The organism is Thalassoroseus pseudoceratinae (genome assembly GCF_011634775.1).
In the GTDB taxonomy this organism is placed as follows: Bacteria; Planctomycetota; Planctomycetia; order Planctomycetales; family Planctomycetaceae; genus Thalassoroseus; species Thalassoroseus pseudoceratinae.
On record NZ_JAALXT010000001.1, the window covers coordinates 1,249,660 to 1,273,605 of the forward strand.

Consider the following 23,946-nt stretch of genomic DNA (forward strand, 5'->3'; position numbering starts at 1 on the left):
CACGCCTGCCGGCGGGGAGCGATCTCAATGAAAGTTCCTCGCCGGAATCGGCACACCCGCGAGCGTTTGCGATAAATCTTCGATGGTCTCGGTGACAACGTGTGTGACGATGCCTTGTCGTTGCACTCGACCGGTGATGAACATAGCCTGAGCGCGTCGCGCGGCGGTGTGATGACGTTCCCACGTATCCGGCCAGATGATCAGATTGGCGGTGCCGGTTTCGTCTTCGAGAGTGATAAATGTCACGCCTCGCGCACTACCAGGCCGTTGACGCAACAACACAAGTCCCGCGATCTTGCATCGTGAACCATCTGGTCGTTGTGTCAAACTGGCGGCGGTGACGGCTCCGCGATCGGTCAGTTGATCTCGAAAAAATTGCACCGGATGCCCTTTGAGCGATAGCCCGCCGGTGCGATAGTCGGCGAGAACTTCCTCCCATTTCGACAACTTGGGCAGCTCCGGGACTGTGGCATCCGGTTCGCTACGGTCGAGCAATGGTTGCGGTGTTTGATCTGGTAACGCTTGCCAAAGAGCTTCGCGACGATTCAATTGCAGTGAGGAAAACGCATCGGCTCCGGCAAGCCGTTTGAGGACCGTTGAAGTCAATCCGCTGCGATGCGAAAGGTCGTGAAACGAGCGGAATGGCGTGCCCCCGCGAGCAGTCACCAATCGTTCCGCATCCAGTTGCGAGAACCCTTTAATCGTACGAAAACCGAGGCGAAGTGCGAATTCCTGCTTTTGTCCCATGGGTTCGAGCGTGCAATCCCAATCGCTGTGATTGACATCGGCAGGCCGAACGTCAACGCCATGCTTGCGGACGTCGGAAACCAACTGGGACGGAGCGTAAAACCCCATCGGTTGAGAGTTCAACAGGGCCGCCGTGAACACCGCCGGGTAATGACATTTCAACCATGCCGACACGTAAACCAACAACGCGAAACTCGCCGCGTGACTTTCGGGAAAACCGTACTCACCAAAGCCCTGAATCTGGTTATACAATCGGTCGGCAAAATCGGGTGAATAGCCGTTGGCGAGCAAACCGTCTTTGAGTTTCTGTTGGAACTTTTCGATCACACCCTTCCGTCGCCACGCCGCCATGGCTCGCCGGAGTTCATCCGCTTCCCCCGGTGTGAACCCCGCAGCGACCACCGCCAGTTTCATGGCCTGTTCTTGGAAGATTGGCACGCCGAGAGTTTTTTTGAGCACATCCCGCACGCGGTCATTGGGAAATTCGACTTCCTCCAAACCGGCTCGCCGTCGCAAATACGGATGCACCATGTCCCCTTGAATCGGCCCGGGGCGGACGAGCGAAACTTCGATCACAAGATCGTAAAAACATCGCGGTTTCAGTCGTGGCAGCATCGCCATTTGAGCGCGAGATTCGATTTGGAACACACCGATCGTATCCGCCTGACAAGCCATGTCGTAGACGGCGGGGTCTTCGGCGGGCACATCGGCGAGCGTCATCGGCAAGTTGTAATCTTGCTTCAAGAAATCAAAGCAACGCCGAATCGCCGTCAGCATTCCCAACGCCAACACATCGACTTTCAAAAGTCCCAACGCTTCGAGATCGTCTTTGTCCCATTGAATGACGGTGCGGTCGGGCATGGCGGCGTTTTCGATCGGCACAAGTTCATCCAGTCGATGTTCTGTAATCACCATGCCGCCGGTGTGCTGCGAGAGATGACGCGGAAACCCTTGCAGTTCGGTTAGTAAAAACAGCAGTCGTTTCGCAAGTTTGGAATCGGGATCGAGACCGGCTTCGCGGAGTCGTTCATTGGGGTCGCCTTCCATCTTGTAAACGCCGATGGTCTTGGCGAGCAAACCCACTCGATCGAGCGACAACCCCAATGCTTTGCCGATGTCCCGAATGGCCGATCGCGGACGATACGTCACAACCGTTGCCGCCAATCCCGCACGATGCCGACCGTATTTGTTGTAGACGTATTGAATCACTTCCTCACGGCGTTCGTGTTCAAAGTCCACATCGATATCTGGGGCTTCATCGCGTTCCTTGCTGATAAACCGCTCGAACAGCGTATCCATTCGGTAGGGATCGACCGCCGTCACTCCCAAGCAATAACAGACCGCACTGTTCGCCGCCGACCCACGACCTTGGCAGAGAATCTCTTTGGAACGGGCAAACCGCACCAAGTCCCAGACGGTGAGAAAATACGCTTCGTAATGGAGTTCCTCGATCAATGCCAATTCGTGTTCGAGCAGTTGCCGAACTTTCCCCGGCACTCCCTGCGGATAGCGTTCGTTGGCTCCCTGCCATGTCAGCTTGGTGAGATATTCCAACGGCGTTTGGTCGGAAGGAGAAAGTTCCGTTGGGTACTCGTATCGCAGTTCATCAAGACGGAAATGACAACGGTTGGCGATCTCCATCGTGCGGCGAACGAGTTCCGGATGCTCCGCGAACAAGGTGTGCATGTCGTCTGGCGATTTGAGATAACACTCCGCATTGGAAAGTCCGCGGCGTCCCAAGTCGGCGACGGTGCAGTGATGTTTCACGGCCGTCAACACATCGTGGAGGTAACGCCGATTCGGTTCGTGGAATCGCACATTATTCGACGCCACAGCGGGAACGCGAGCCGCGTTTGCCCATCGCAACTGCCTCCGCATGAGAACCTCGTCATTCGGTCCCAGATGCCGCGACACCAATCCGTAACAGCGATCGCCAAAAATGTCTCGATATGTTGCCAACGCTTCCATTCGGGTTTCGTCATCGCTCGACAACAACGATCGCAACACGACCCCTGCAATCAAACCGTCGGCATGCTCGGCGATATCGTTGCATGTCAAATGACATTCGCCTTTCTTGGAACGTCGTCGTCCGACAGTTAGCAATCGAGAGAGATGACCGTAAGCCGCTCGGTCGGTCACCCACAGCACAACGGGCGGACCATCCGCGGGAGTGACTTCAGCCCCGATCAGAAGTTTTAATTCGACGGCCTTGGCCGCGGTGTGAGCCCGCACGACACCTGCGAGACTGTTCCGATCGGTAATCGCCAACGCCGCCAATCCTTGCCGAACAGCTTGGTTGACCAACTCGTCCGCATGCGAAGCTCCTTCCTGAAATGAAAAGTTCGTGCGACAGTGCAACTCGGCATAGCGGTTCGACGACGTGGGCGGTGGGCTCGCTTCACGACGCTGCGGCAGCGGTCGCGAATCGTCTGTTTTGACAACGCAATCTCCCCGTGGCTGCGGGAACGGTAAGATTGCAGGCAGTTCAGGAATCCGCCGTTGATTGGGGGGTGGATCAGGCATGATCGGAGACTGAGCGGGCAGGGGGAACGGGAATCAATCAAAGACGCCATGCAGGAACCAACCATTGCTACGATTGTCGCGAAACAACCAGAACCAACGGCCGTCGTCCGTTTCCACGCGGTAGTAATCGCGTTTGATTTGTTGATCCCGCCACCAACCCGATTCGATTCGCTCGGGGCCCCACCAACGATTGATGACGTAGTTTCGTTGCTGCCAACGCAATCGAAGCGGGGGACCATCGGGATAGACTGAAACAACTTCCAACGCCTGCGGTTCGGGAAACATCGTCAATGGTCGTGAGAGGGGTGTGAATTCCGACGGCATCGGTTGCGTGGACGAATCCGGCTTCAAACTGATTGACGTAATCGGCTCGATACCCGTCGCATGTTCCGGGAGTGGATCGGATTGCAACTGCGGTCGCACCAGTTGATCTTCATCCAAGCGGCCTCGCAGTCGGTCCATGAGTCGGGCCAATTCCCGCTTGGCGGTACGTTCGGCTTTGATGTTCTTGTCTTCGAACAAATGGCCTTGGCGTTCGGTGAACCGATTGATGCCAGTGACTCGCAATCGCACCGCACCGACCGGACCGGCCAACCGAACCCGTTCCATCCGAGACGTGATGACTCCGAACAAATGCTTGGATAAATCGGTCGCTTGCGCAAATCCGATCACAAGTGGTTTTTCCAGCCCGATCCGCAATTGCAGTTGCGTGATGCCGACTTGAAACCGACTCACGGTTTCGAGAACTTCATCAAGCAAACGCTCGATGACGACGAGTAACGTTTTCCGATCGGCAATTGGCCAGTCGAACGCTTCGGCAGCTTCGATCACACCATCGGGGCGGATGGGGGCAAACGATTCCGCAACTTGGCCGAATACTTGATCCAACCGCTTGACAGTTTTGACGGCAAATCGACTTGGCAGATCGGCTCGCGGAAGTTGAGCCACATCACCGATGGTCTTCAAACCAAGTTGCCACAGCGTTTCGCTGACATTCGGATCGACTCGCAAGGCAGCCACCGGCAACGGCAAAATGGCATTCCGCAGGGCTTGAGTATCGGGCGGAACGATGGCGGTTTTCGAGTGAGCCCCATGCGTCAATGCCCATGCTGCTCCCACGGTTTCCGCAATGGCCAACCGAACCGTCCAATGGCGAGCTTCGAACAATTGCCGGACGTGTTTGAGCAGATTCATTTCGCCGTTGTAAAGATGTTCGCAGCCAGTCACATCAAGCAACAAACTATCGGCCGGTTCACTCGATTCCACACCAACCCACGGGCTGAATTGTTCACACCACTCGGCGAGTTGACGCAACTCCTCGGCGTCGGCAGCGGAATCGGCTCGTTCCCAATGAGTGGGGATTGGCCCCAGAAGAGTTCGGGCTTCCGTGACGGGCATTCCGACTCGAACGCCAGAGTCAATCGCCAATCGCGAGCAGTGAGTGACACACTCGCCGCGTGAACCGTTGACCGCGTACAACACCCATGCCGTCTTATCCGGTGCGTTGGAAGGATCTGGTTTGGCGTCGGCGGTTTGAGAGAGGGAACGATTCCTGACCCGTTGCAGGGGCCACGCGGGGAGCCTCACGCACAAGACCCGTTTCATCGCAAATGTCGATTTCTACGGTCTTGCCAGCCCTCCCGGTTCGGCAAGAAACGAGTTCCACGCGCAATCGCCTCCCAGCGACCGCGTTCTGAAAATCATTCAAATTCGATGACACCGCAACCGGCTCCACACGCCAACGGATATCAGACCACGACCCCGTACGCTGCCTATTGCGAGATTCGTCTCGGAAAAACAATCCCACTCCGCCGCCGGTTCGGGCGGCCAATTTGAGTCGACGAGCTGACGTTTCCGAGATTGCTCCCAGACGCCCACAGACCGCCACGACACCGGAGCATCTTAGGCATTGTTCCATGACCCACACGGCTTGGTTGGCCGACTTGGAACGCACAATGATCAAGCGATCCAGATCGACCCCCAACAACATCGCCGCGACGGGCGAGAATGTTTTTGCATCGTCGATGACCACCGCCATACCAGCCGACCGGGCGGTCAATACGGCTCGCAATTGCAGCATGGTCAGCAACCACGCTCCACCTCGTTCGGTCTGCCATTCGACAATTTCCCCGGCACCGATCCCGGAATCCGGCAGAACATCATCCAAGACCGCAATGCCGGTGGAAATGGCGTCATGTTGCGGAACTTCAGACGTGGGACGTTCCCATTGGCGAAGCTCCTTCCGCAGCCGCTCAACAGTATCTTTCGATGATGCCGAACTGGTTGCCAACATTGCCATTCATCAATCCCACAAAAACTCACGATCATGCCCTCTGTCGACTCATTGACCACTTTTGATGCACTGTTGTGACCTTCTAAGTAGTCACCCGTATCTAAACGGACGTTCAAACTGTTTGCAAGCTGAACTTATGGGGAAATTGTGTTTGAGATTTAACCACTGAAAGTCAAACAAGTTACGGCAACAAAAACTCGGCATTCTAGGTTATTGACGGGCTTTCGGCGGAAAACAACATCTGTTACCGGCGTTTGATTCCATCTGGGGATATCACGGCGTGATTGCATTGATTCGATCCCAAATCGTTTCCGGTCATGAACTTCTATCAACAGCCACACGATGAAACGTGTTTCGCAGACAACGGCGAGGATTCAAGGGCGATAACCATTCGCAAAGGCATTTCTGCCGACTGCTGTTTCTCACATCACACAGCGAAAAACTCATCGCCCTTTCACCTTGGGCATCGTGTTCTCATACTGAGATTAGTATTCGCGCTCGTAATATTCGGGAAAGAGAGTCGGAATGATTTCCCCCACGCTCGCACAATTGTCTATCACGCTGGTTCTCGTCTTTGTTGCCCAGAGCACCGCTGCCGAGGTCGACTTCAACCGCGAAGTTCGGCCCATTCTTTCCAACAAATGCTTCACGTGTCATGGCCCGGATGCGGAAACTCGCGAGGCCGAATTACGCTTGGACCAACGCGAGTCGGTCACGGGAGCTGCGATCTCGGGAGAACAGGCTATCGTGCCGGGCGACATCGCGAGCAGCGAGTTGATTCGCCGAATCACCAGCGACAACGACGACGAACGCATGCCGCCCGGTGGGGTCTCGAAGGCACTCACCCCGGCGGAAATCCAAACGTTAAAAACGTGGATTAACCAAGGAGCCCCATACGAAGCACATTGGGCATTCATTCCGCCACGTCGGCCCACTCGCCCACCCGTTCGGAATGCCAATTGGCCGCGAAACGAAATCGACTACTTCGTACTTGCACGTCTGGAGCAACGTCAGACTCAACCGGCGAAGGAAGCCAGTCGCGAGACGTTGATCCGACGCGTGGCGTTCGATCTCAACGGATTGCCACCGAGTCTGGACGAAATCGACGCGTTCCTCAGCGACTCCTCACCTGACGCCTACGAACGCATGGTCGAAAGTTATCTCGATCGCCCTGCATATGGAGAGCATATGGCTCGACATTGGCTCGACTTAGCCCGGTACGCCGACAGTAACGGCTACCAATACGACACCGAACGCCAACAGTGGGTGTGGCGGGATTGGGTGATCGATGCGTACAACAAAAATCAACCGTTCGACGAATTTTCCATCGAACAACTCGCTGGTGATTTGCTGCCGAACTCCACACCACAACAACGATTGGCCACCGGCTTCAACCGCAATCATGGGATCACGATTGAAGGTGGGATCATCGATGAGGAGTACCGCACCGAATATGTCATGGATCGCCTGGTCACAACAGGGCAGGTTTGGCTGGGCCTAACGATTGGATGTGCCCGCTGTCACGATCACAAATACGATCCCATCTCTCAAAAAGAGTTCTATCAACTCTATGCGTATTTCAATCAAGTGCCCGAACGGGGAATGCGTGGATTCGATCCGCGTGAGCAAATCCCGTCGCCGTTGGCCATCGAGCAACATCGCCAGCGGGACCGGCAAATCGCCGAGTTGAAAGCGAAACTCGAACAACCACTCGATTGGAGAACGCACCTCGACGCTTGGGCGAAGGAAGTCGCGAGGGAATCTCGCAAGGGATGGAACGTGTTGGCTCCAATGGAAATGAAGTCCAGCGGCGGAACCACACTGACAAAACTCGACGATGACTCTGTCCTCGCCAGTGGTGCGAATCCTCGAAAGGACATCTACACCATCACCACGCAGACCGTCGAGCAGAACATTACTGCGGTCCGACTGGAAGCGCTCACGCACGACACGCTTCCCGGCGGCGGTCCGGGGCGACATTCCAATTCGAACTTTGTGCTCAGTGAATTCGAATTGACCGCGGTTTCCGTCGAAGATCCCACAAGACGGCAGACGGTCAAATTTCAAAAGGCCATCGCGGACTATTCCCAGAAGAACTACGAAATTGGCAAGTCCATTGATGGAACGGTCGCCGGCAATAACGGTTGGGCTGTCGATGGGCCCACTCGCAAGGAACCCACCACCGCGTTGTTCATCGCCGAGAAACCGTTTGGCTTCCCCGAAGGAACACAATTAGAATTTCGACTTCGGCACGAAGCGGGATTTGCAACGCATGGCATTGGCCGTCCGCGTTTTGCCATCACCACGGACTCACCGCAGTCCATCGGTTTTGACGAGATTCCGGCCGAAATTCGACGGCTCGCCAAGGTGTCACCGAAAACCCGCACGGAGTCGCAAACTCAACAACTCAAAGCGTATTTTCTTACTCATCACGATCCTCGAAACGACTTGCAAGAACGCATCGCCGCATTGGAAAAGCAAAAAGCCGAGGGTTTTCCGGCGACGATGATCATGCGAGAACTGCCCCAACCGCGGGCGACGCACATTCTCAATCGCGGCCAATACGACCAACCCACCGAAAAAGTCTCTACGGGGGTTCCGGCAATCTTGCCACCATTGCCCAAAGACGCGTTGACCAATCGGTTGGGATTGGCACGTTGGTTGTTCCATCCGAAACACCCATTGACCGCCCGTGTCGCAGTCAATCGGTATTGGCAACGTATGTTCGGACTGGGTTTGGTGAAGACCTCCGAAGATTTCGGCATTCAAGGTGAACTGCCCAGCCATCCCGAATTGCTGGACTGGTTGGCGCTCGAGTTTATCCGAAGCGGTTGGGACATCAAACACATGCAGCGATTGATTGTAATGTCCGCAACGTATCGGCAATCCTCTCATGTCGGACAGGCTGCCTACCAAACCGATCCCGAGAATCGTTTGCTGGCCCGCGGTCCACGAATCCGATTGGACGCCGAAGAAATTCGAGACGCCGCCTTGTTCGCGAGTGGGTTGTTAGTCGACCGCGTGGGTGGAAAGAGCGTCTATCCTTATCAACCCAAAGGACTGTGGTTGGAGTTGAACAATCGGCCCGGCTATTCGCAAGCGTATCCTCAGGGCAGTGGTGAAGACCTTTATCGACGCGGTCTCTATACGTTCTGGAAACGGACGGCTCCTTCACCGATGCTGAAGTTACTCGATGCTCCCGAGCGTGAATTCTGCACACTTCAACGATCTCGAACCAACACGCCCTTGCAGGCGTTGCTATTGCTCAATGGCCCACAGTTTGTGGAAGCCGCCCGGCATCTGGGGGAACGGATGAGACAACACGGCGGCAAAACGCTGGAAGATCAATTGCGATACGGCTTTCGGTTGGTCACATCGCATTCGCCGACCGAGATGGAATTGCAGGTACTCAAGGAAGCGTACACCGCTGACCTCAAGCAATTCCAACGGGACCACGCAGCGGCAAACCGTATGCTCGAAGTTGGTGAATCACCGGTTTCCAACCAAGCAGATGTCGCGGAGTTGGCCGCCTTTGCGAGCACCGCGCGACTGCTATTGAATCTGAACGAAGCCATCACGAAGGGATAACTGATGAACTCTCCTATCCACGATTTTCAATTGCTCGAAAACCGCCGGCAATTTTTCGGACGCACGAGCACGGGACTTGGCTCCGTGGCGTTGGCGTCTTTGCTGAATCCCCAATTGTTCGCGGGAGATTCCGCCCCTCAACGGTTCGGCGGTTTGCCGGGCATTCCGCACTTTGCACCGAAGGCCGAACGGGTCATCTATCTGCTGCAATCGGGTGCGCCGTCGCAGATGGACTTGTTCGACTACAAACCATCCCTCTCCGATCTCCACATGACCGAACTGCCAGCGAGTATCCGCAATGCTCAACGGTTGACTGGCATGACGGCCGGTCAAAAGAAGTTTCCGGTCATTCAATCGCCTTGGAAGTTTCGGCAATGCGGTGAGTCGGGAACTTGGATCAGCGAATTGCTGCCGTCGATGGCAAACGTCGCGGACGACATTTGTGTGATCAAGTCGATGCACACCGAAGCGATCAACCATGACCCGGCGATCACGTTTTTTCAATCCGGTCATCAACAACCGGGACGGCCGAGCATCGGCGCGTGGCTGAGTTACGGTTTGGGCAGTGAAACCGAGAATCTGCCATCGTTCGTCGTCCTGTTAAGCAAGAACACCTTCCACCAAGCCCAACCGTTGTACGATCGGTTGTGGGGCAGCGGGTTTCTGCCGTCAAAGTATCAAGGCGTGAAATTCCGCAGCCAAGGCGACCCGGTTCTGTATTTGACCGATCCCGCAGGAAATGACGACTCCGCACGTCGGGCAATGCTGGATCGATTGGCAAAGCTCAATCAACTTCGCGCCCAGGAAATCGGTGATCCGGAAATTCAAACACGCATTGCCCAATACGAGATGGCGTATCGAATGCAGACGTCGGTTCCAGAGTTGGCCGACACCTCGCAAGAACCGGAGAGCACCTTCAAACTCTACGGAGAAGAAGCCAAGCAGCCAGGAACTCATGCCGCGAATTGTTTGTTGGCTCGCCGGTTGGCCGAACGGGGCGTGCGGTTTATCCAAGTGTTTCATCGCGGTTGGGATCATCACAGCAATCTGCCGACACATCTCCCAACGCTCGCCAAACAGACGGACCAAGGTTCCGCCGCGTTGATTGCGGATCTCAAACAACGCGGACTCCTCGACAAAACCCTGGTCATCTGGGGCGGGGAATTCGGACGCACGGTGTACTCACAGGGCAACCCCAAATCGTTTGGCCGCGACCACCATCCCCGTTGTTTCTCGATTTGGATGGCCGGGGGCGGGATCAAACCCGGCTTGAGCTACGGACGCACCGACGACTACTGCTACAACATCGAAGAAAACCCCGTGCACGTGCACGACTTCCACGCCACAATTCTGCACTGTCTCGGTATCGATCACGAGCAACTCACCTACCGCTTCCAAGGTCGCGACTTTCGTCTCACCGATGTTCACGGCCACGTTGTCCAAGATGTGCTCGCGTGATTCCGCTGCCATGATTCTCCACAACCTGATGGACTTCCCATGAAACAAACCACAATGAAACGACGCACATTCCTTCAAAGCGGACTCGCACTCCTGGCCGGCTCGCGACTCAGTGCGGCTTGGAACGAAGATCAGCTTCAGCGTGCGGGTGATGTCCTCGCGAAAGCGGCTGTAAATGGAGAAGTCGAGTCGAGCGCGGTCTACGTGCAGCACGGGGACAGGGTCTTCTCACGCGTCTACGGAAACGCCCCAAATACGGATGCGATGTTCTTGCTCGCTTCTATCTCGAAAACGATCGCGATTGCGGCCGTCATGACACTCTTCGATGAAGGTCGCTTTGAACTCGATGAGCCCGTTCAGAAGTATCTGCCGAAGTTTCGCGGGGCAGGGCGAGAGAAAATCACTGTTCGTCAACTTATGACACACGTATCCGGACTGCCGGACCAACTTCCTGAGAATGCGAAGTTGCGAGCCGCCCATTCGCCGCTCTCTGCGTTCGTTTCCGCCGCAATCGAAACACCGCTCCTCTTTGAACCGGGCACGAAATACAGTTATTCCAGCATGGCAATTCTGCTCGCGACGGAAATCGCCCAACGAGTCAGCGGAAAGTCCATTGCAGAACTCACACAAGAGCGAATCTATCAACCGTTGCGGATGTCACGTTCGGCGATGGGGCTGGGGGAATTCAAGTTGTCGGATGTTGTGATGAACCAAGTCGACCGGGCCGCGCCCGAATCCGGCGCAGGGGATCCGACCACGAAATCCTGGGATTGGAATAGCCTCTATTGGCGAAAAATGGGGGCACCGTGGGGAGCGGCACACGGATCGGCCGAAGATGTCGCCAAGTTCCTACATGAGTTTCTCCATCCAACGGGCAAGATTCTCAAACCGGAAACCATTACCCTGATGACCTCAAACCAGAACCCTGGGAAACTGCGTCCGCGTGGTCTCGGTTTTGATCTCGGTCGGATTGGCAAGACGCCTCACCTCAGCCCGAAAACCTTTGGTCACACCGGTTCAACCGGAACAATTTGCTGGGCCGATCCGACTACGGACTCCATTTGCGTTGTGCTGACCACGCTTCCTCACCGCGCCGTTTCACCACATCCGCGGGACATTGTCTCGTCACAGATTGCCAAAACGATCCACGCGTAATTCCTTTGCCGATCGAATCCTGCACGTCGGCAAACACGACCAAGGACACGAACCGCGGGCAGTCGGCATCGCTGCCCGCAACGTTTCGACTTGGAACAACATTGGTCGATATGATATCATCGACACCATAATCCCGCCCCCACATTGCTTGCCTCGGAACCGCGATGAGATTGATCCCGCTTCTGCGTTGGCTGTTCCCTTTGGTGTTGCCGCTGTTCATCTCAGCCCAACTTCAAGCCGAGGACACCGTCGATAAATCGAAGCAACTCGAAACCGAGTTCCGTCAGACTGTCAAACCGTTTCTAGAATCGTTTTGCTTGGACTGTCATGGCGAAGTCGATCCCGAAGCGAAGCTGGATTTATCCGGCTATGACTCGCTCGCCGACGTGACGAAATCTCACCAAACTTGGAAAGAGATTCTCGATCGTGTGACAGCGAACGAAATGCCGCCTGAGGAATTCTCACCGCAACCCACGAATGCCCAGCGGGAATCCATCACCAAGTGGGTTCGCAGTGTCCGTGAGCATGAATCCACACGAAACGCGGGCGATCCCGGTCCCGTGCTTGTGCGTCGGCTGAACAATGCGGAATACAATTACACCATCCGGGATTTGACGGGTGTCGACGTTCGTCCGACTCAGACTTTCCCCGTCGATCCTGCCAATGAAGCTGGCTTCGACAACTCCGGTGAGTCGCTGACGATGTCGCCGGCTTTGATGGGGAAGTACCTCGAAGCCGCACGCATGGTGGCCGAACACATGGTGCTAACGCCGAGCGATTTCCGGCTTGCTTCTCATCCAGTCGTTACCGAAACCGACCGCGATAAATATTGCGTGAATCGCATTGTCGACTTCTACGCGAACCAACCCACGAATTTGGCCGACTACTTCTTTGTCTGTTGGCAGAACTCGGTCGATGCACAAAAGACCGAACTCATCGAATTGGCAAAACAGTCGGAATTGAGCGTTCGGTACACCCAATTGGTTTGGAAGACTTTGCACGCCGAACCTGCTTTCGGTCCGCTTCGTGTGTTGCAGGAAAGATTTCACCGCATCCCGGCGGATGCTACGCCGAAAGTCGCTCGCCGTCATTGCGATAGAATGCGTGACTACGTGCAGAACATCCGCCCGAAGTTATCCAAGACATTCGAGAACTTGAAGATTGCCGATGTCCACAAAGGATCACAATCACTAGTTCTGTGGAAGAACGAACAATATGCCGCGAATCGGCGACGCTTCGATCCCGAACAACTCATTCCACCGGATCGCGAAAAACCCAAGGGAACTCCACCAGAGTTGGTACTCCCCGAAGACGCCGACAAGCATCAACAATTCATCGCGTCCGTGGAGGAATTTTGTTCGGTATTTCCGGATGCTTTCTACATCTCCGAACGAGGCCGCGACTATTTGGGTGTGCCCAAGGAGAAGCAGGAAAAGGGTCGTTTGCTGAGTGCGGGCTTCCACAGCATGATGGGATACTTTCGCGATGATGCTCCGTTGTGCGAGTTGATTCTCGACGAACATCAACACGCGGAACTCGATCGACTTTGGCAGGAACTCGACTTCATCACCTTCGCCCCGCGACGACAATACCTGGGGTTTCTTTGGTTTGAACGCACCGACTCCCGGTTCATGCGTGATCCGGAATTCGATTTTGCTCGTGCCGAGAACAAGAACGCCGCATCGACGGAGATGATCGAATCGCTTTCGAAATTGTACCTCGCGAAAGCGGGAAAACCGGGCGGCGATCCAGTTGCTCTGAAGGCAATCGCCGACTATTTCCGGAATATCGACCGCCAAATCCAATGGGTTGAAACCACCCGCGAAACTGCTGAACCCGCACATCGCAAAACGCTTCTCGAATTTGCCGCAGATGCCTGGCGACGGGAACTCACACCCGCTGAGAAGGAGCAGATCGTCGCGTTCTACGAAACACTTCGAGAGACCGACGGACTCGACCACGTGAATGCCATGCGGGATAGCGTGGTGTCGATTTTGATGTCGCCTCACTTCCTCTATCGAACGGATCTCATCAGCATCGGTGAAGGCCATCGAGAACTGACGAACTTTGAACTGGCGAACCGTTTGAGTTTCTTCTTGTGGTCTTCCGCACCTGATGAGGAGTTGCGGTCGTCGTCCAGAAATCTGAATGACGCCCCCACACTCCGTTGGCAATTTCGCCGGATGCTCCAAGACGAACGAATCGCCGGTTTGTCGACGGAGTTCATGACGAACTGGCTCGACATTCGCCGATTCGAGGAACACAACAGCGTCGATCGAAATCGCTTTCCACAGTTTACTGACGAACTTCGGCAAGCAATGTTCGAAGAGCCGGTTTATTTCTTTACCGATCTTTTGAACAATGATGGCTCGATCTTGGAGTTGCTCAATGCTCGGCATACGTTCGTGAACCCGGTGCTTGCCAAACATTACGGCATGACGAAAAACATGTCGGCTTCCGCTCCGAGTTGGCAACGTATTGATCAGGCAGACGCCTACGGTCGGGGTGGGTTGTTGGGCATGTCGGTGTTTCTCACAAAGAATTCACCGGGGTTGCGGACCAGTCCGGTCAAACGTGGCTACTGGGTCGCACGCCGACTATTGGGCGAGAATATTCCTCCGCCGCCTCCGAACGTTCCTGATCTCCCGGAAGACGAAACGAAACTCGGCGAACTCTCGTTGCGGGACGTGTTAGCTCGTCATCGCGACCACGAAAGTTGTGCCGGTTGTCACAAGCGATTCGATTCACTCGGGCTGGCCTTCGAAGGTTTCGGTCCGATCGGTGAGAAACGGGAAATTGATCTCGGTGGTCGTCCCGTAGAGACATCCGGTGAATTCCCAGGCGGCGTGAACGGAACAGGACTCGACGGCGTGCGAGACTACATCACACAACACCGCCAAGCAGAATTCGTCGACAATTTCTGTCGAAAACTTCTTGCATACGCACTGGGTCGTCAGCTTCTCCTCACCGATGAACCGCTACTTGCGGACATGAAGCAACGACTCCATGCAAACGACTATCGGATCAGCAGTATCATCGAAGCCATTGTCACCAGTCAGCAGTTCCGAACCAAACGCGGCCGCCAATACTTTTTGAAGGACGATTGAGATGAGTCAGAAGTCCCACCGCTCAAACGCACTTTCCCGCCGAACCGTCCTCAAAGGAACCGGCGTTGCGATGGCTTTGCCTTGGCTGGAATCCATTCCCGTCTGGGGAGCTTCGGAATCGGCATCCGCTGGCAGCAATCCATTTCCAAAACGATTTGCCGCGTTGTTCATGGCATGCGGAATCAACGGCCAACACTGGTGGGCCAAGGGCGACGGCGACGACATGGAGTTGGGCAAGACGCTCACACCGCTGGAACCATTCAAACAAAAGCTGAATGTGATTTCCGGTCTGTTCAACAAAAACGCGACCGGCGTGGGAATTCACCCCGGACAGACCGGCAACATTCTCTCGGGTGCCTCATTGCAGAAGGGGGCAGAACTCCGTGGCGGCATCAGTGTGGACCAGTTTCTTGCCAATCACATCGGCCATGAAACGGTCCAATCGAGCTTGGTGCTTGGATGCGAACAACCAGTGACGGGGTATCACGAAACCAATTTTTCGATGGCGTACAGTTCGCACATTTCGTGGCAGAACGCGACCTCACCGGTTCCGATGGAAGTCTACCCGTCGCTGGCTTTCGATAGTCTCGTCGAGAATCGTGGACTCAAACGAAACCAAAGCGTTCTCGATCGCATTCAAGAGCAAGCACGAAGTTTGAGCAACCGAGCAAGCTTCGCCGACCGCGCGAAACTCGACGAATACCTAACCAGTGTGCGTGAAGTCGAAAAACGAATCGAACGCCTGCGGACTCATCAAAACAAAGCTGTCGAGCGATCTCAACAATCCGGTCAACCGCTCGTCACGATGAAGCGTCCCGACAACGGACTGCCCGAAGATATTCGCGAACACATGAAACTCATGTGCGACATCATCGCAATGGCGTTTCAAACGGACAAAACTCGCGTGGCGACGCTGCTGATGTGCCGTGACATTTCCGGGTTGTTCTATCCGTTCCTCAACGTCCGCAAAGCCCACCATTCCGGCTCGCACGATGATCGATCCGACGATTGGGAAAAAGTCTCGCGATACTATTGCAGTCAGGTGGCCTATCTCGCGAATCGACTGGACTCAATGCCCGAAGGCGACGGTACCGTACTGGACCATTCCAGCCTGTTGTTCCTGAACAACATGTGGTCTGGCAGCCGACACGACTCAAGCAAAGTTCCGCTATTCACCGTCGGCAGTTTAGGCGGCACTTTGGAGACCGGCCGAGTGCTCGACTACAGCGATCGTGGAGACGAAAACCGTAAACTCTGTAGTTTGTATCTCGGACTCATGAACCGCATGGGTTTACCAGCGAAACAATTCGGCGACGCCGAAAGCCCACTCCAAGGCCTGTAACAAACCATACGCTTCTCTTCTTGTTCATCAGTGTGGAACCGCATATACAATCCTATCGAAACTCTTACCAACGGTGAGAGAAGGCCCGTCACACGCAACGACGTCGCCCTGAAACACTCATGATCGGACTCGTTCCGATCTGCCGTATACCTCTTCCACGCCTCTTCGGATTCGGTTGTATTTCTCGAATCGTCCGTTACGATGGTGGGGCACAATCGTTTGTGCTACTCACGAAAGGGGCATTTGGTGGCCACAACTCTGAGTCAGGTAGCCCAGAAGGCGGGCGTCAGTGTTTCGGTGGCGTCCCGATCTCTGAATGGCCATGCGAAGGCGTACCGCATCAGCGATGCCACGGTTTCGCGAGTGAAAGCCGCCGCCGATCAATTGGGATTTCGCCCCAGCCAAACGGCTCGGTCACTTCGGCTGCAAAAAACGGGGTTGGTGGGCGTCGTTGTTCCCGACCTCTCGAATCCGTTCTTTGCATCGATCTCACGGTCGATCGCGCTCTCCGCGGAAACCGAGGGTTATAGCGTGATCGTGGCCGATAGCCGCGAACAGACGGATCATGAAATCCGAATGCTGCATCAACTCGAAAGTCGACAGGTTGAAGCCCTCGTCGTCTGCCCGGTCGGAACCGAAAGCGGACACCTCCAAAACATTAGTGAGCGAGGAACGCCGGTCGTCCTGGCTGATCGCACTTTTCCAAATTGCGATCTGGTCCAAGTGACCTCCGACCATCATAGCGGAGCCCTGAAAGCCACTCGTCTACTGACTGCCAAAGGGCACCGTGTCATTGGAGTATTGCAAGGACTTCCAGGCACTCTGCCCAATGAGCAGCGGCTACAGGGCCACATGACTGCTCTTGAAGAAGTTGGTGTTGCGTTCGATGAATCGCTCGTCGTCGGAGACAATTTTACCGAGACATCGGGTTTCGACTCTACAAAAACGTTGCTAATGGATCGCCCGGATGTATCCGCAATCTTCGCGTTCAGCACGCCGAACGCAATGGGGGCACTTCGCGCGGCCACTGAATTGGGGCGGCGGGTGCCTGACGACTTGTCCATCGTTGGGTTCGACGACTGCCCTTTTGCAGATTTAATGAACGTACCGCTCACGACAGTCTGCCAGGATGTCAACCGCATCGGCCAGCTTGCAGCCGATCTGGCTCTCACTGCGGCGGCAGGTTCGAATCGTCAAAAGCTCAAGAAACGGCACAGTATCAAAACGCGTGTCATCGTTCGAAATTCTATTTCACCCCTGAGGAACTCATGAAACAATTCGCTCTATTGGTTGCCTGCATGTCGTGGGGAGCATCTTTCGCAAACGCTGATGAACGTCAGCCGGTTCCTTTGATTTTCGATACCGATATTGGAAACGATTGCGACGATGTCCTCGCGATGGGTGTGATTCATGCGTTGCAAACGCGAGGCGAGTGTGAACTCCTAGCAGTCACGATTACCAAAGACCACGAGCTCGCAGCCGCGTTTACAGATGTGGTGAATACGTTCTATGGTCGTGGTGACATTCCGATCGGTGTCTGCCGAAGCGGTGTCACGCCAGAGCCAGGACGATTCAATGTCCTAGCAGCCCAAAAGGACAACGGCAACGACCGCTACGAGCACGACTTGCGAAGCGGCAAAGACGCTCCCGATGCTGTCGATGTCCTCCGCAAGACATTGGCTAGTCAAGAAGATGGCAGTGTTGTGATTGTACAAGTCGGGTTCTCCACCAACCTTGCGAATCTTTTGAAGTCACCGGCTGACAAACATAGTGACTTGAGCGGCCTAGAACTCGTCAAGAAGAAGGTCAAACTGCTATCGATTATGGCCGGTGCATTTCGGCAGATTGCGAACAACAGGGGACAACTGTACGACCACAAAGAATACAACATTGTCAAAGACATCCCCGCGGCGAAAGCAATCGCGAAAGATTGGCCGACACCAATCGTCTGGAGCGGATATGAGATTGGCAAGAATCTGACGTATCCTCACATGAGCATCTTGCGTGACTATCAATACGTGCCGCATCATCCACTGTCTGAGGCTTACATAGTTTACAATCCTCCGCCACACGATCGCCCCACTTGGGATTTAACCTCGGTCTTGCATGCAGTTCGTCCCGAGCATCAATACTTCGACCTATCGGCAACCGGCCGCGTGCATGTGGCCGACGATGGTCTGACGACCTTTGAAGAATCTAGCAATGGTCGCGACCGCTACTTGATTCTGCGAGAAGAACAAAAAGGCCGTGCCCGCGAAGCGCTTGTGCAACTTTCCAGCCAACCTCCAGCAGGGCATCAGCCAAAGGCCGACGATTGACATGTCGAATCAGAACCACTCAGCACCAAGAATCGTCGTTTGCGGTTCCATCAACATGGACCTAGTTGTTCGCTGTCAAACAATCCCGAAACCCGGACAAACAATTGCCGCGGAATCGGTTACTGAAGTTTGTGGCGGAAAGGGTGCTAACCAAGCGGTGGCAGCAGCGAAAGTCGGTGGGCGGGTCCAGATGATTGGTCGTGTCGGCAACGATGCATTTGCAAGGCGTCTGCAAGCCAATCTGGAACAATACCATGTCGACTGCCAAGCGGTCTTGTCCACAGACGACTGCGCGAGTGGACTGGCAATCATTGCGTTAGAAAGTTCCGGCCAAAACGCAATTATGGTTGTTCCGGGAGCCAATGGTCAGCTGTTAGAATCTGATATCCAGTCTCATCATCAACTGATCGAGTCGGCGGATGTCTTGATGCTCCAATTGGAAATACCGACGCCAAGTGTGATTGCTGCCATCGACATTGCAAAGCAGTGTGGCGTGCGTTGCATTCTGGATCCGGCCCCGGTTGCTGCCGAATGGACTGATGGCTTACTCGATGTGGATCTCGTTTGCCCCAATGAAAGCGAGGCGGCCGCTATCACCGGGATCGAGATCGATTCCATCGAAGACGCTAGAACAGCAGCACAACAACTAATAAACCGCGGCGCGAAGAATGCCATTATCACACTCGGTGATAGAGGAACGGTATTACTAGCAGATGATTCATTCCATCACATTGCACCAACTCCTATTCAGCCAGTCGACACCACAGCGGCCGGTGATGCTTTTGCAAGTGCGTTAGCCGTCGAGTGGGCGAACACATCGAATCTCTTACAGGCGACTCAGTTCGCTAGTGTCGCCGGTGCGTTGGCTGCCACAAAATTTGGTGCCCAGCAAAGCCTTGCCGACCGAAACGAAATCAATGCCCGAAGGAACCACTCATGAAAAGCGCAAGATCAACCTTAGTTGCCGGTGGACTCTTATGTGTCTGCCTGATGTTTGGATGCAATCAGTCTGCTACAAAAGACTCTTCAGATTCCGGCTCAGCGAAGAAACCGAAGATCGCGTTGATTATGAAATCACTCGCGAACGAGTTTTTCTCGACGATGGCCGAAGGTGCGGAAACGCATCAACAGCAATCCGGTGAATATGAGCTAATCGTCAACGGTATCAAAGACGAGCGTGATGTGAGTCGCCAAGTGGCACTCGTGCAAGAGATGGTGGCCAATGAGGTCGATGCGATTGTGATTGCCCCTGCGGAATCGCAAGCTCTCATTCCATCCCTGCGACGAGCAATGAAGGCGGGCATTATTGTTGTGAACATTGACAACAAACTCGATGCGGAAATGCTAGCCAAGGAAGATTTGAAGATACCATTCGTCGGCCCGGACAACAAAGCCGGAGCCAAGAGCGTTGGCGACTATCTAGCGAAGAACCTTACCAAAGGTGATGCCGTCGCCATCTTGGAAGGACTGCAAACATCCGAGAATGGTCGTGCTCGAAAAGCGGGTTTCGAGGCGTCCATGAACGACGCTGGTGCCAAAATCGTAGACAGTCAATCCGCCGAGTGGGAGATGTCAAAGGCAAATGAAGTGGCATCGTCGATGCTCAGCGAACATCCGGAAATCAAAGCGATCTTAGCTGCGAACGACAGCATGGCGTTGGGTGCTGTTGCAGCGGCTAAGAGTGTCGGACGTAGCGATGATTTGCTCATTGTTGGTTTTGACAACATTGCAGCGGTGCAAACTGCGATTCGCAGTGGCAAAATTCTTGCTACCGCTGACCAGCACGGCGATCAATTGGCCGTCTTTGGAATCGAGGCAGCCTTGAAACTGATCGCCGACGAAAACGCAGAAGTCACCGACGTCGAAACTCCCGTCGATCTCGTGACTAAAGAAACGCTGGAGTCGAAATGAAACCGTTGTTCACCGCGACGGATATCACGAAACGCTTTGGGAGTGTGACGGTGCTCGATGGTGTTTCGTTCGATGTTCGCGCCGGAGAGATTCACGCTTTGCTCGGTGCAAACGGAGCCGGCAAGAGTACGCTCTGCAAGATCATCTCCGGACTGCTCACGCCGGATGGCGGGGCGATGTCAATCGCAGGCAACAGGTATTCACCGCGTCATAAGCAATCGGCTGAACGCGCTGGCGTTCAGATCGTCCAGCAGGAACTGAATCAAGTCTCCACATTGACCGTCGCGGAGAACATATTCCTGACGCGAATGCCTCGCATTTTGGGGATCATCCGGAAACGCAAACTAGCCCAGCAAGCACGCCGAGTACTCGACCATTTTGGCTTACAGAACGTGCCCACTGATGCCGTCATGAGCACATTGGGCGTGGGTCGGCAACAGATGATCGAGATTGCCACAGCACTTGACCGCCAGTGTCGATTATTGATCCTCGATGAACCGACAGCCGCGCTCGGCAATCGTGAAACGGAACGGCTCTTTGAACGATTACGAAGTCTGCGCGACCGGGGAATTGGAATCATCTATATTAGTCACCGACTGGATGAGGTCGCCCAACTCTCAGACCGGGTCACAGTGCTTCGCGACGGACAATGCGTCTGCACGAAAGAAACGTCGGCGATGACGACCAACCAAATGGTCGATTGGATGACCGGGGAATCCCAACACGAACACCACGAGTTCCAATCGTTTGCGACGAATCAGTCGGCGATGCAAGTTCAAGGGATCACAGTGGGCGTTGTTCGAGACATTTCCTTTTCCATTCGTCGCGGGGAGCGACTTGGTATCACCGGACTCGTTGGTTCCGGGCGAACGGAATTGTTGCGTGCGATTTTCGGAGCAGATACCCCCGAAGCCGGAACAGTGCAAGTTGTCAACCACCGGCCAACACGATTTACGCATCCGAATCAAGCGGTCGCCGCGGGACTAGCACTCGTGACCGAAGATCGCAAGCAGGACGGTCTGTTATTGCGACAGCCGATTCGTGTTAACACATCTCTAGGATCACTAGGCAAGCGTTTTGCGAATTTGGGAATCATTCGAAATCAGCGGGAGCGGCAGGTCGTTCAACAGATGGTCACAGAGCTAGAGACCAAGTGCAACCACATCGACCAACTGGTCGGCACACTCAGCGGTGGAAATCAGCAGAAGGTTGCGGTTTCGAAATGGTTAGTCCGCGACGCTGATGTGTTGCTATTTGACGAACCGACGCGCGGCATTGATGTCGCAGCGCGTCGACGGATCTACCGACTCATCGAGTCACTAGCTCAGGCCGGAAAAGCCATTGTTATTGTGAGTAGTGACTTAGAAGAGTTGTTGGAAACTTGCGACCGAATTGGTGTTGTCTCAGCTGGGAAATGGACTGGCGAGTTTAGTCGCGATTCGTGGTCATCAGACCAAATCATGCAAGCCGCGTTTGCAGGATATCGACAAACGGAGACTGTTGCATGATCATCAAACATATGAATCGAACGGTACTGCAATATGGTGGCTTGCTAACAGCGTTAGCCTTATTGATCTTGGTCTTTAGTCTGCAAACAGAGAGTTTCTTTCAGCTGGGTACAGCGAGACTCATTGCCAATCAAATTCCCGAACTCACACTATTGTCTGTCGGGATGACACTGGTCCTCGTGATTGGTCAAATTGATTTGTCGGTTGGCAGCGTGATGGCGTTAGCCGGGGCTGTACTCGGTGTCTTGATGGCGACCTATGAATGGTCGCTAGGTCCAGCAATCGCTGCTGGTCTAGCGACTGCTGCCGTATGCGGTTGGGTGACGGGAGCGATTTCAATTTGGTTTCGGATTCCGTCGTTCATCGTCTCGCTTGGGATGCTGCAAATTGCCCGTGGTGCGACTCGGCAGTTACTCGATTCCAAGACGTTAACAATCGGTTTCGATGTCGCAGTGATCAGTGAACCAATATCAGGCATTGGTCTTTCCCCCATATTCTTAATCGCCATTGCGGCCGTGTTCGCGACTCAATTTCTCATTAGTGGAACGGTGTTTGGCCGCTATTGCATTGCCATCGGAACGAATGCGGAAGCTGTCCGTATGTCGGGAATCCGAACCGCCCCTTATGCAATCATGGTATTCGTTATTAGCGGGCTACTATGCGGGCTCGCCGGACTAGCACCAACATCCCTGATGGAAGCCGCCGACCCCGGCGCGGGTACTGGAATCGAGTTATCCGCAATTGCTGCCTGTGTCATCGGTGGAACGAGTTTAATGGGCGGTCGTGGCAATGCAATTAGCACATTCCTCGGAGTGCTAGTCATTGCAGTGCTGCAAACGGGACTGAGCCGTATGTCGGTCGAAGATGCAAACAAACAAATCATCACCGGCGTGGTGATCATCATGGCAGTATTGATTGACACTCTACGTCGCAACTGGGAAACGTCCGAATCATGAAAACTCAATTGATCGCATTATGCTGCACCTTCGGACTTCCCATAATCGGTTGGGCGGATGGTCCGGCGAAGGTTGTATTCGATACGGATATTGCGGGTGATGTCGACGATGTGCTCGCCCTAGCGATGCTGCATACCTTGGCGGACCGTGACGAATGCTCGATCGAAGCTGTCACAGTTTCTAAAACCCATCCAAAGAACGGCCCGATCGTTGATGCGGTCAACACGTTCTACGGACGGCCTGACATTACCATTGGGGTCACCAAAGGGAATTACCCCCGAGAATGCAAATATGCAAAATTGGTCGACGAAACCGATGGCAACTCCGTTCGCTATCCCCACGATCTCTTGAACAGTTCAGACGCGCCCGACGCCGTTGAAGTCTTGAGACGGGTGCTAGCGAACGCCGAACCAAGTTCTATATCGATTGTCTCAGTGGGACTAGCGGTCAACATCGCCGATTTGCTTGAGTCGCCAGCCGATGAGATAAGTCCGCTGACCGGAGTCGAACTTGTTCGCAAGAAGGTCAAGCGACTTTCGATCATGGCCGGTGCATTCGGCCCCGTGAATGGGAACAAACATTTCTTGGAAGCGAACGTTGTCAATCATGTCGGCTCGATGCAGCGGTTTGTTCAAAACTGGCCGAACGAAGTCCCAGCGGTGTGGAGTGACTTCAACATCGGGATTCGCGTCCGCTATCCCAGAAGAAGTATTGCGAGAGACTTTAACTATACACCACACCACATTGTCCGCGAGTCATACCTTCTGCATAGCGGCCCCGAGCATGACCGACCGTGTTGGGATTTGACAAGTGTCTTGTACGCTGTGCGTCCGGGAGATGGCTACTTCGGACTGTCCCCGGCTGGTACTGTATCGGTCGCCGATGACGGCTTCACCACGTTTTCGCGTGACGAATCCGGATGTCACCGGTATCTCAAGATGACCAGCATCCAAGCCGCACGAGTCACTGAGGCACAACGCATGCTCGTTAGCCAACCGCCATCAAAATAGAAACCGGCTTGACGTATTAGAGAGTTCGAT

The 23,946-nt window shown here is 54.5% G+C and carries 15 protein-coding genes; 12 read left to right on the forward strand and 3 right to left on the reverse strand.

The features are described from left to right. Positions 1 to 24: 24 nt before the first annotated feature. From G6R38_RS04605 to G6R38_RS04615, 3 genes are read right to left on the reverse strand one after another with little or no spacing between them, the layout of a single operon-like run. A complete protein-coding gene (locus G6R38_RS04605; protein WP_166820475.1) occupies positions 25 to 3,270 on the reverse strand; it encodes an error-prone DNA polymerase in 3,246 nt (1,081 codons plus the stop codon). A gap of 33 nt (positions 3,271 to 3,303) precedes the next feature. Then, positions 3,304 to 4,875 (reverse strand): Y-family DNA polymerase, encoded by a 1,572-nt coding sequence (locus G6R38_RS04610; protein ID WP_261345354.1) that lies wholly within the window; start codon positions 4,873 to 4,875, stop codon positions 3,304 to 3,306. Beyond that, complete coding sequence (locus tag G6R38_RS04615; protein WP_166820477.1) at positions 4,763 to 5,569, reverse strand: ImuA family protein; 807 nt, start codon at positions 5,567 to 5,569, stop codon at positions 4,763 to 4,765. The genes G6R38_RS04610 and G6R38_RS04615 overlap by 113 nt, the downstream gene beginning before the upstream one ends. Positions 5,570 to 6,088: 519 nt before the next feature. On the opposite strand from G6R38_RS04615, the gene G6R38_RS04620 reads away from it, so the two are divergent. The 12 genes from G6R38_RS04620 (at position 6,089) to G6R38_RS04675 (ending at position 23,916) form a co-directional block, all read left to right on the forward strand. After that, positions 6,089 to 9,151, forward strand: a complete 3,063-nt coding sequence (locus tag G6R38_RS04620) for a PSD1 and planctomycete cytochrome C domain-containing protein (RefSeq protein WP_166820478.1) — start codon at positions 6,089 to 6,091, stop codon at positions 9,149 to 9,151. 3 nt (positions 9,152 to 9,154) lie between these two features. Then, positions 9,155 to 10,609 (forward strand): DUF1501 domain-containing protein, encoded by a 1,455-nt coding sequence (locus G6R38_RS04625; RefSeq protein WP_166820479.1) that lies wholly within the window; start codon positions 9,155 to 9,157, stop codon positions 10,607 to 10,609. 39 nt (positions 10,610 to 10,648) lie between these two features. Next, positions 10,649 to 11,764, forward strand: a complete 1,116-nt coding sequence (locus G6R38_RS04630; RefSeq protein ID WP_206028455.1) for a serine hydrolase domain-containing protein — start codon at positions 10,649 to 10,651, stop codon at positions 11,762 to 11,764. A gap of 164 nt (positions 11,765 to 11,928) precedes the next feature. Then, entirely contained in the window at positions 11,929 to 14,871 is a 2,943-nt protein-coding gene (locus G6R38_RS04635) for a DUF1592 domain-containing protein (protein ID WP_166820480.1), read from the forward strand. Position 14,872: 1 nt separating this feature from the next. Further along, the gene (locus G6R38_RS04640; RefSeq protein ID WP_206028456.1) at positions 14,873 to 16,213 is read left to right on the forward strand and encodes a DUF1552 domain-containing protein; all 1,341 of its coding nucleotides are present in this window, start codon (positions 14,873 to 14,875) and stop codon (positions 16,211 to 16,213) included. Between the two features lie 246 nt (positions 16,214 to 16,459). After that, positions 16,460 to 17,485, forward strand: coding sequence for a LacI family DNA-binding transcriptional regulator (locus tag G6R38_RS04645; RefSeq protein WP_166820481.1), 1,026 nt, complete (start codon positions 16,460 to 16,462; stop codon positions 17,483 to 17,485). A gap of 26 nt (positions 17,486 to 17,511) precedes the next feature. After that, positions 17,512 to 18,531: a nucleoside hydrolase gene (locus G6R38_RS04650; protein ID WP_390881373.1), complete on the forward strand. Its 1,020-nt coding sequence runs from the start codon at positions 17,512 to 17,514 to the stop codon at positions 18,529 to 18,531. Between the two features lies 1 nt (position 18,532). Continuing rightward, entirely contained in the window at positions 18,533 to 19,471 is a 939-nt protein-coding gene (gene rbsK / locus G6R38_RS04655) for a ribokinase (protein ID WP_166820483.1), read from the forward strand. Next, positions 19,468 to 20,442: a sugar ABC transporter substrate-binding protein gene (locus tag G6R38_RS04660; RefSeq protein WP_166820484.1), complete on the forward strand. Its 975-nt coding sequence runs from the start codon at positions 19,468 to 19,470 to the stop codon at positions 20,440 to 20,442. The genes rbsK and G6R38_RS04660 overlap by 4 nt, the downstream gene beginning before the upstream one ends. Beyond that, complete coding sequence (locus G6R38_RS04665) at positions 20,439 to 21,950, forward strand: sugar ABC transporter ATP-binding protein (RefSeq protein WP_166820485.1); 1,512 nt, start codon at positions 20,439 to 20,441, stop codon at positions 21,948 to 21,950. The genes G6R38_RS04660 and G6R38_RS04665 overlap by 4 nt, the downstream gene beginning before the upstream one ends. Then, the gene (locus G6R38_RS04670) at positions 21,947 to 22,906 is read left to right on the forward strand and encodes an ABC transporter permease (protein WP_166820486.1); all 960 of its coding nucleotides are present in this window, start codon (positions 21,947 to 21,949) and stop codon (positions 22,904 to 22,906) included. The genes G6R38_RS04665 and G6R38_RS04670 overlap by 4 nt, the downstream gene beginning before the upstream one ends. Next, a complete protein-coding gene (locus G6R38_RS04675; protein WP_166820487.1) occupies positions 22,903 to 23,916 on the forward strand; it encodes a nucleoside hydrolase in 1,014 nt (337 codons plus the stop codon). The genes G6R38_RS04670 and G6R38_RS04675 overlap by 4 nt, the downstream gene beginning before the upstream one ends. The last annotated feature ends 30 nt before the right edge of the window (positions 23,917 to 23,946 follow it).

Bases quoted from the DNA above. Each gene is read 5' to 3' on its own strand.
- G6R38_RS04605 (WP_166820475.1), bottom strand. From the start codon at position 3,270: ATGCCTGATCCACCCCCCAATCAACGGCGGATTCCTGAACTGCCTGCA.
- G6R38_RS04610 (WP_261345354.1), bottom strand. From the start codon at position 4,875: ATGAAACGGGTCTTGTGCGTGAGGCTCCCCGCGTGGCCCCTGCAACGG.
- G6R38_RS04615 (WP_166820477.1), bottom strand. From the start codon at position 5,569: ATGGCAATGTTGGCAACCAGTTCGGCATCATCGAAAGATACTGTTGAG.
- G6R38_RS04620 (WP_166820478.1), top strand. From the start codon at position 6,089: ATGATTTCCCCCACGCTCGCACAATTGTCTATCACGCTGGTTCTCGTC.
- G6R38_RS04625 (WP_166820479.1), top strand. From the start codon at position 9,155: ATGAACTCTCCTATCCACGATTTTCAATTGCTCGAAAACCGCCGGCAA.
- G6R38_RS04630 (WP_206028455.1), top strand. From the start codon at position 10,649: ATGAAACAAACCACAATGAAACGACGCACATTCCTTCAAAGCGGACTC.
- G6R38_RS04635 (WP_166820480.1), top strand. From the start codon at position 11,929: ATGAGATTGATCCCGCTTCTGCGTTGGCTGTTCCCTTTGGTGTTGCCG.
- G6R38_RS04640 (WP_206028456.1), top strand. From the start codon at position 14,873: ATGAGTCAGAAGTCCCACCGCTCAAACGCACTTTCCCGCCGAACCGTC.
- G6R38_RS04650 (WP_390881373.1), top strand. From the start codon at position 17,512: ATGTCGTGGGGAGCATCTTTCGCAAACGCTGATGAACGTCAGCCGGTT.
- rbsK (WP_166820483.1), top strand. From the start codon at position 18,533: ATGTCGAATCAGAACCACTCAGCACCAAGAATCGTCGTTTGCGGTTCC.
- G6R38_RS04660 (WP_166820484.1), top strand. From the start codon at position 19,468: ATGAAAAGCGCAAGATCAACCTTAGTTGCCGGTGGACTCTTATGTGTC.
- G6R38_RS04665 (WP_166820485.1), top strand. From the start codon at position 20,439: ATGAAACCGTTGTTCACCGCGACGGATATCACGAAACGCTTTGGGAGT.
- G6R38_RS04670 (WP_166820486.1), top strand. From the start codon at position 21,947: ATGATCATCAAACATATGAATCGAACGGTACTGCAATATGGTGGCTTG.
- G6R38_RS04675 (WP_166820487.1), top strand. From the start codon at position 22,903: ATGAAAACTCAATTGATCGCATTATGCTGCACCTTCGGACTTCCCATA.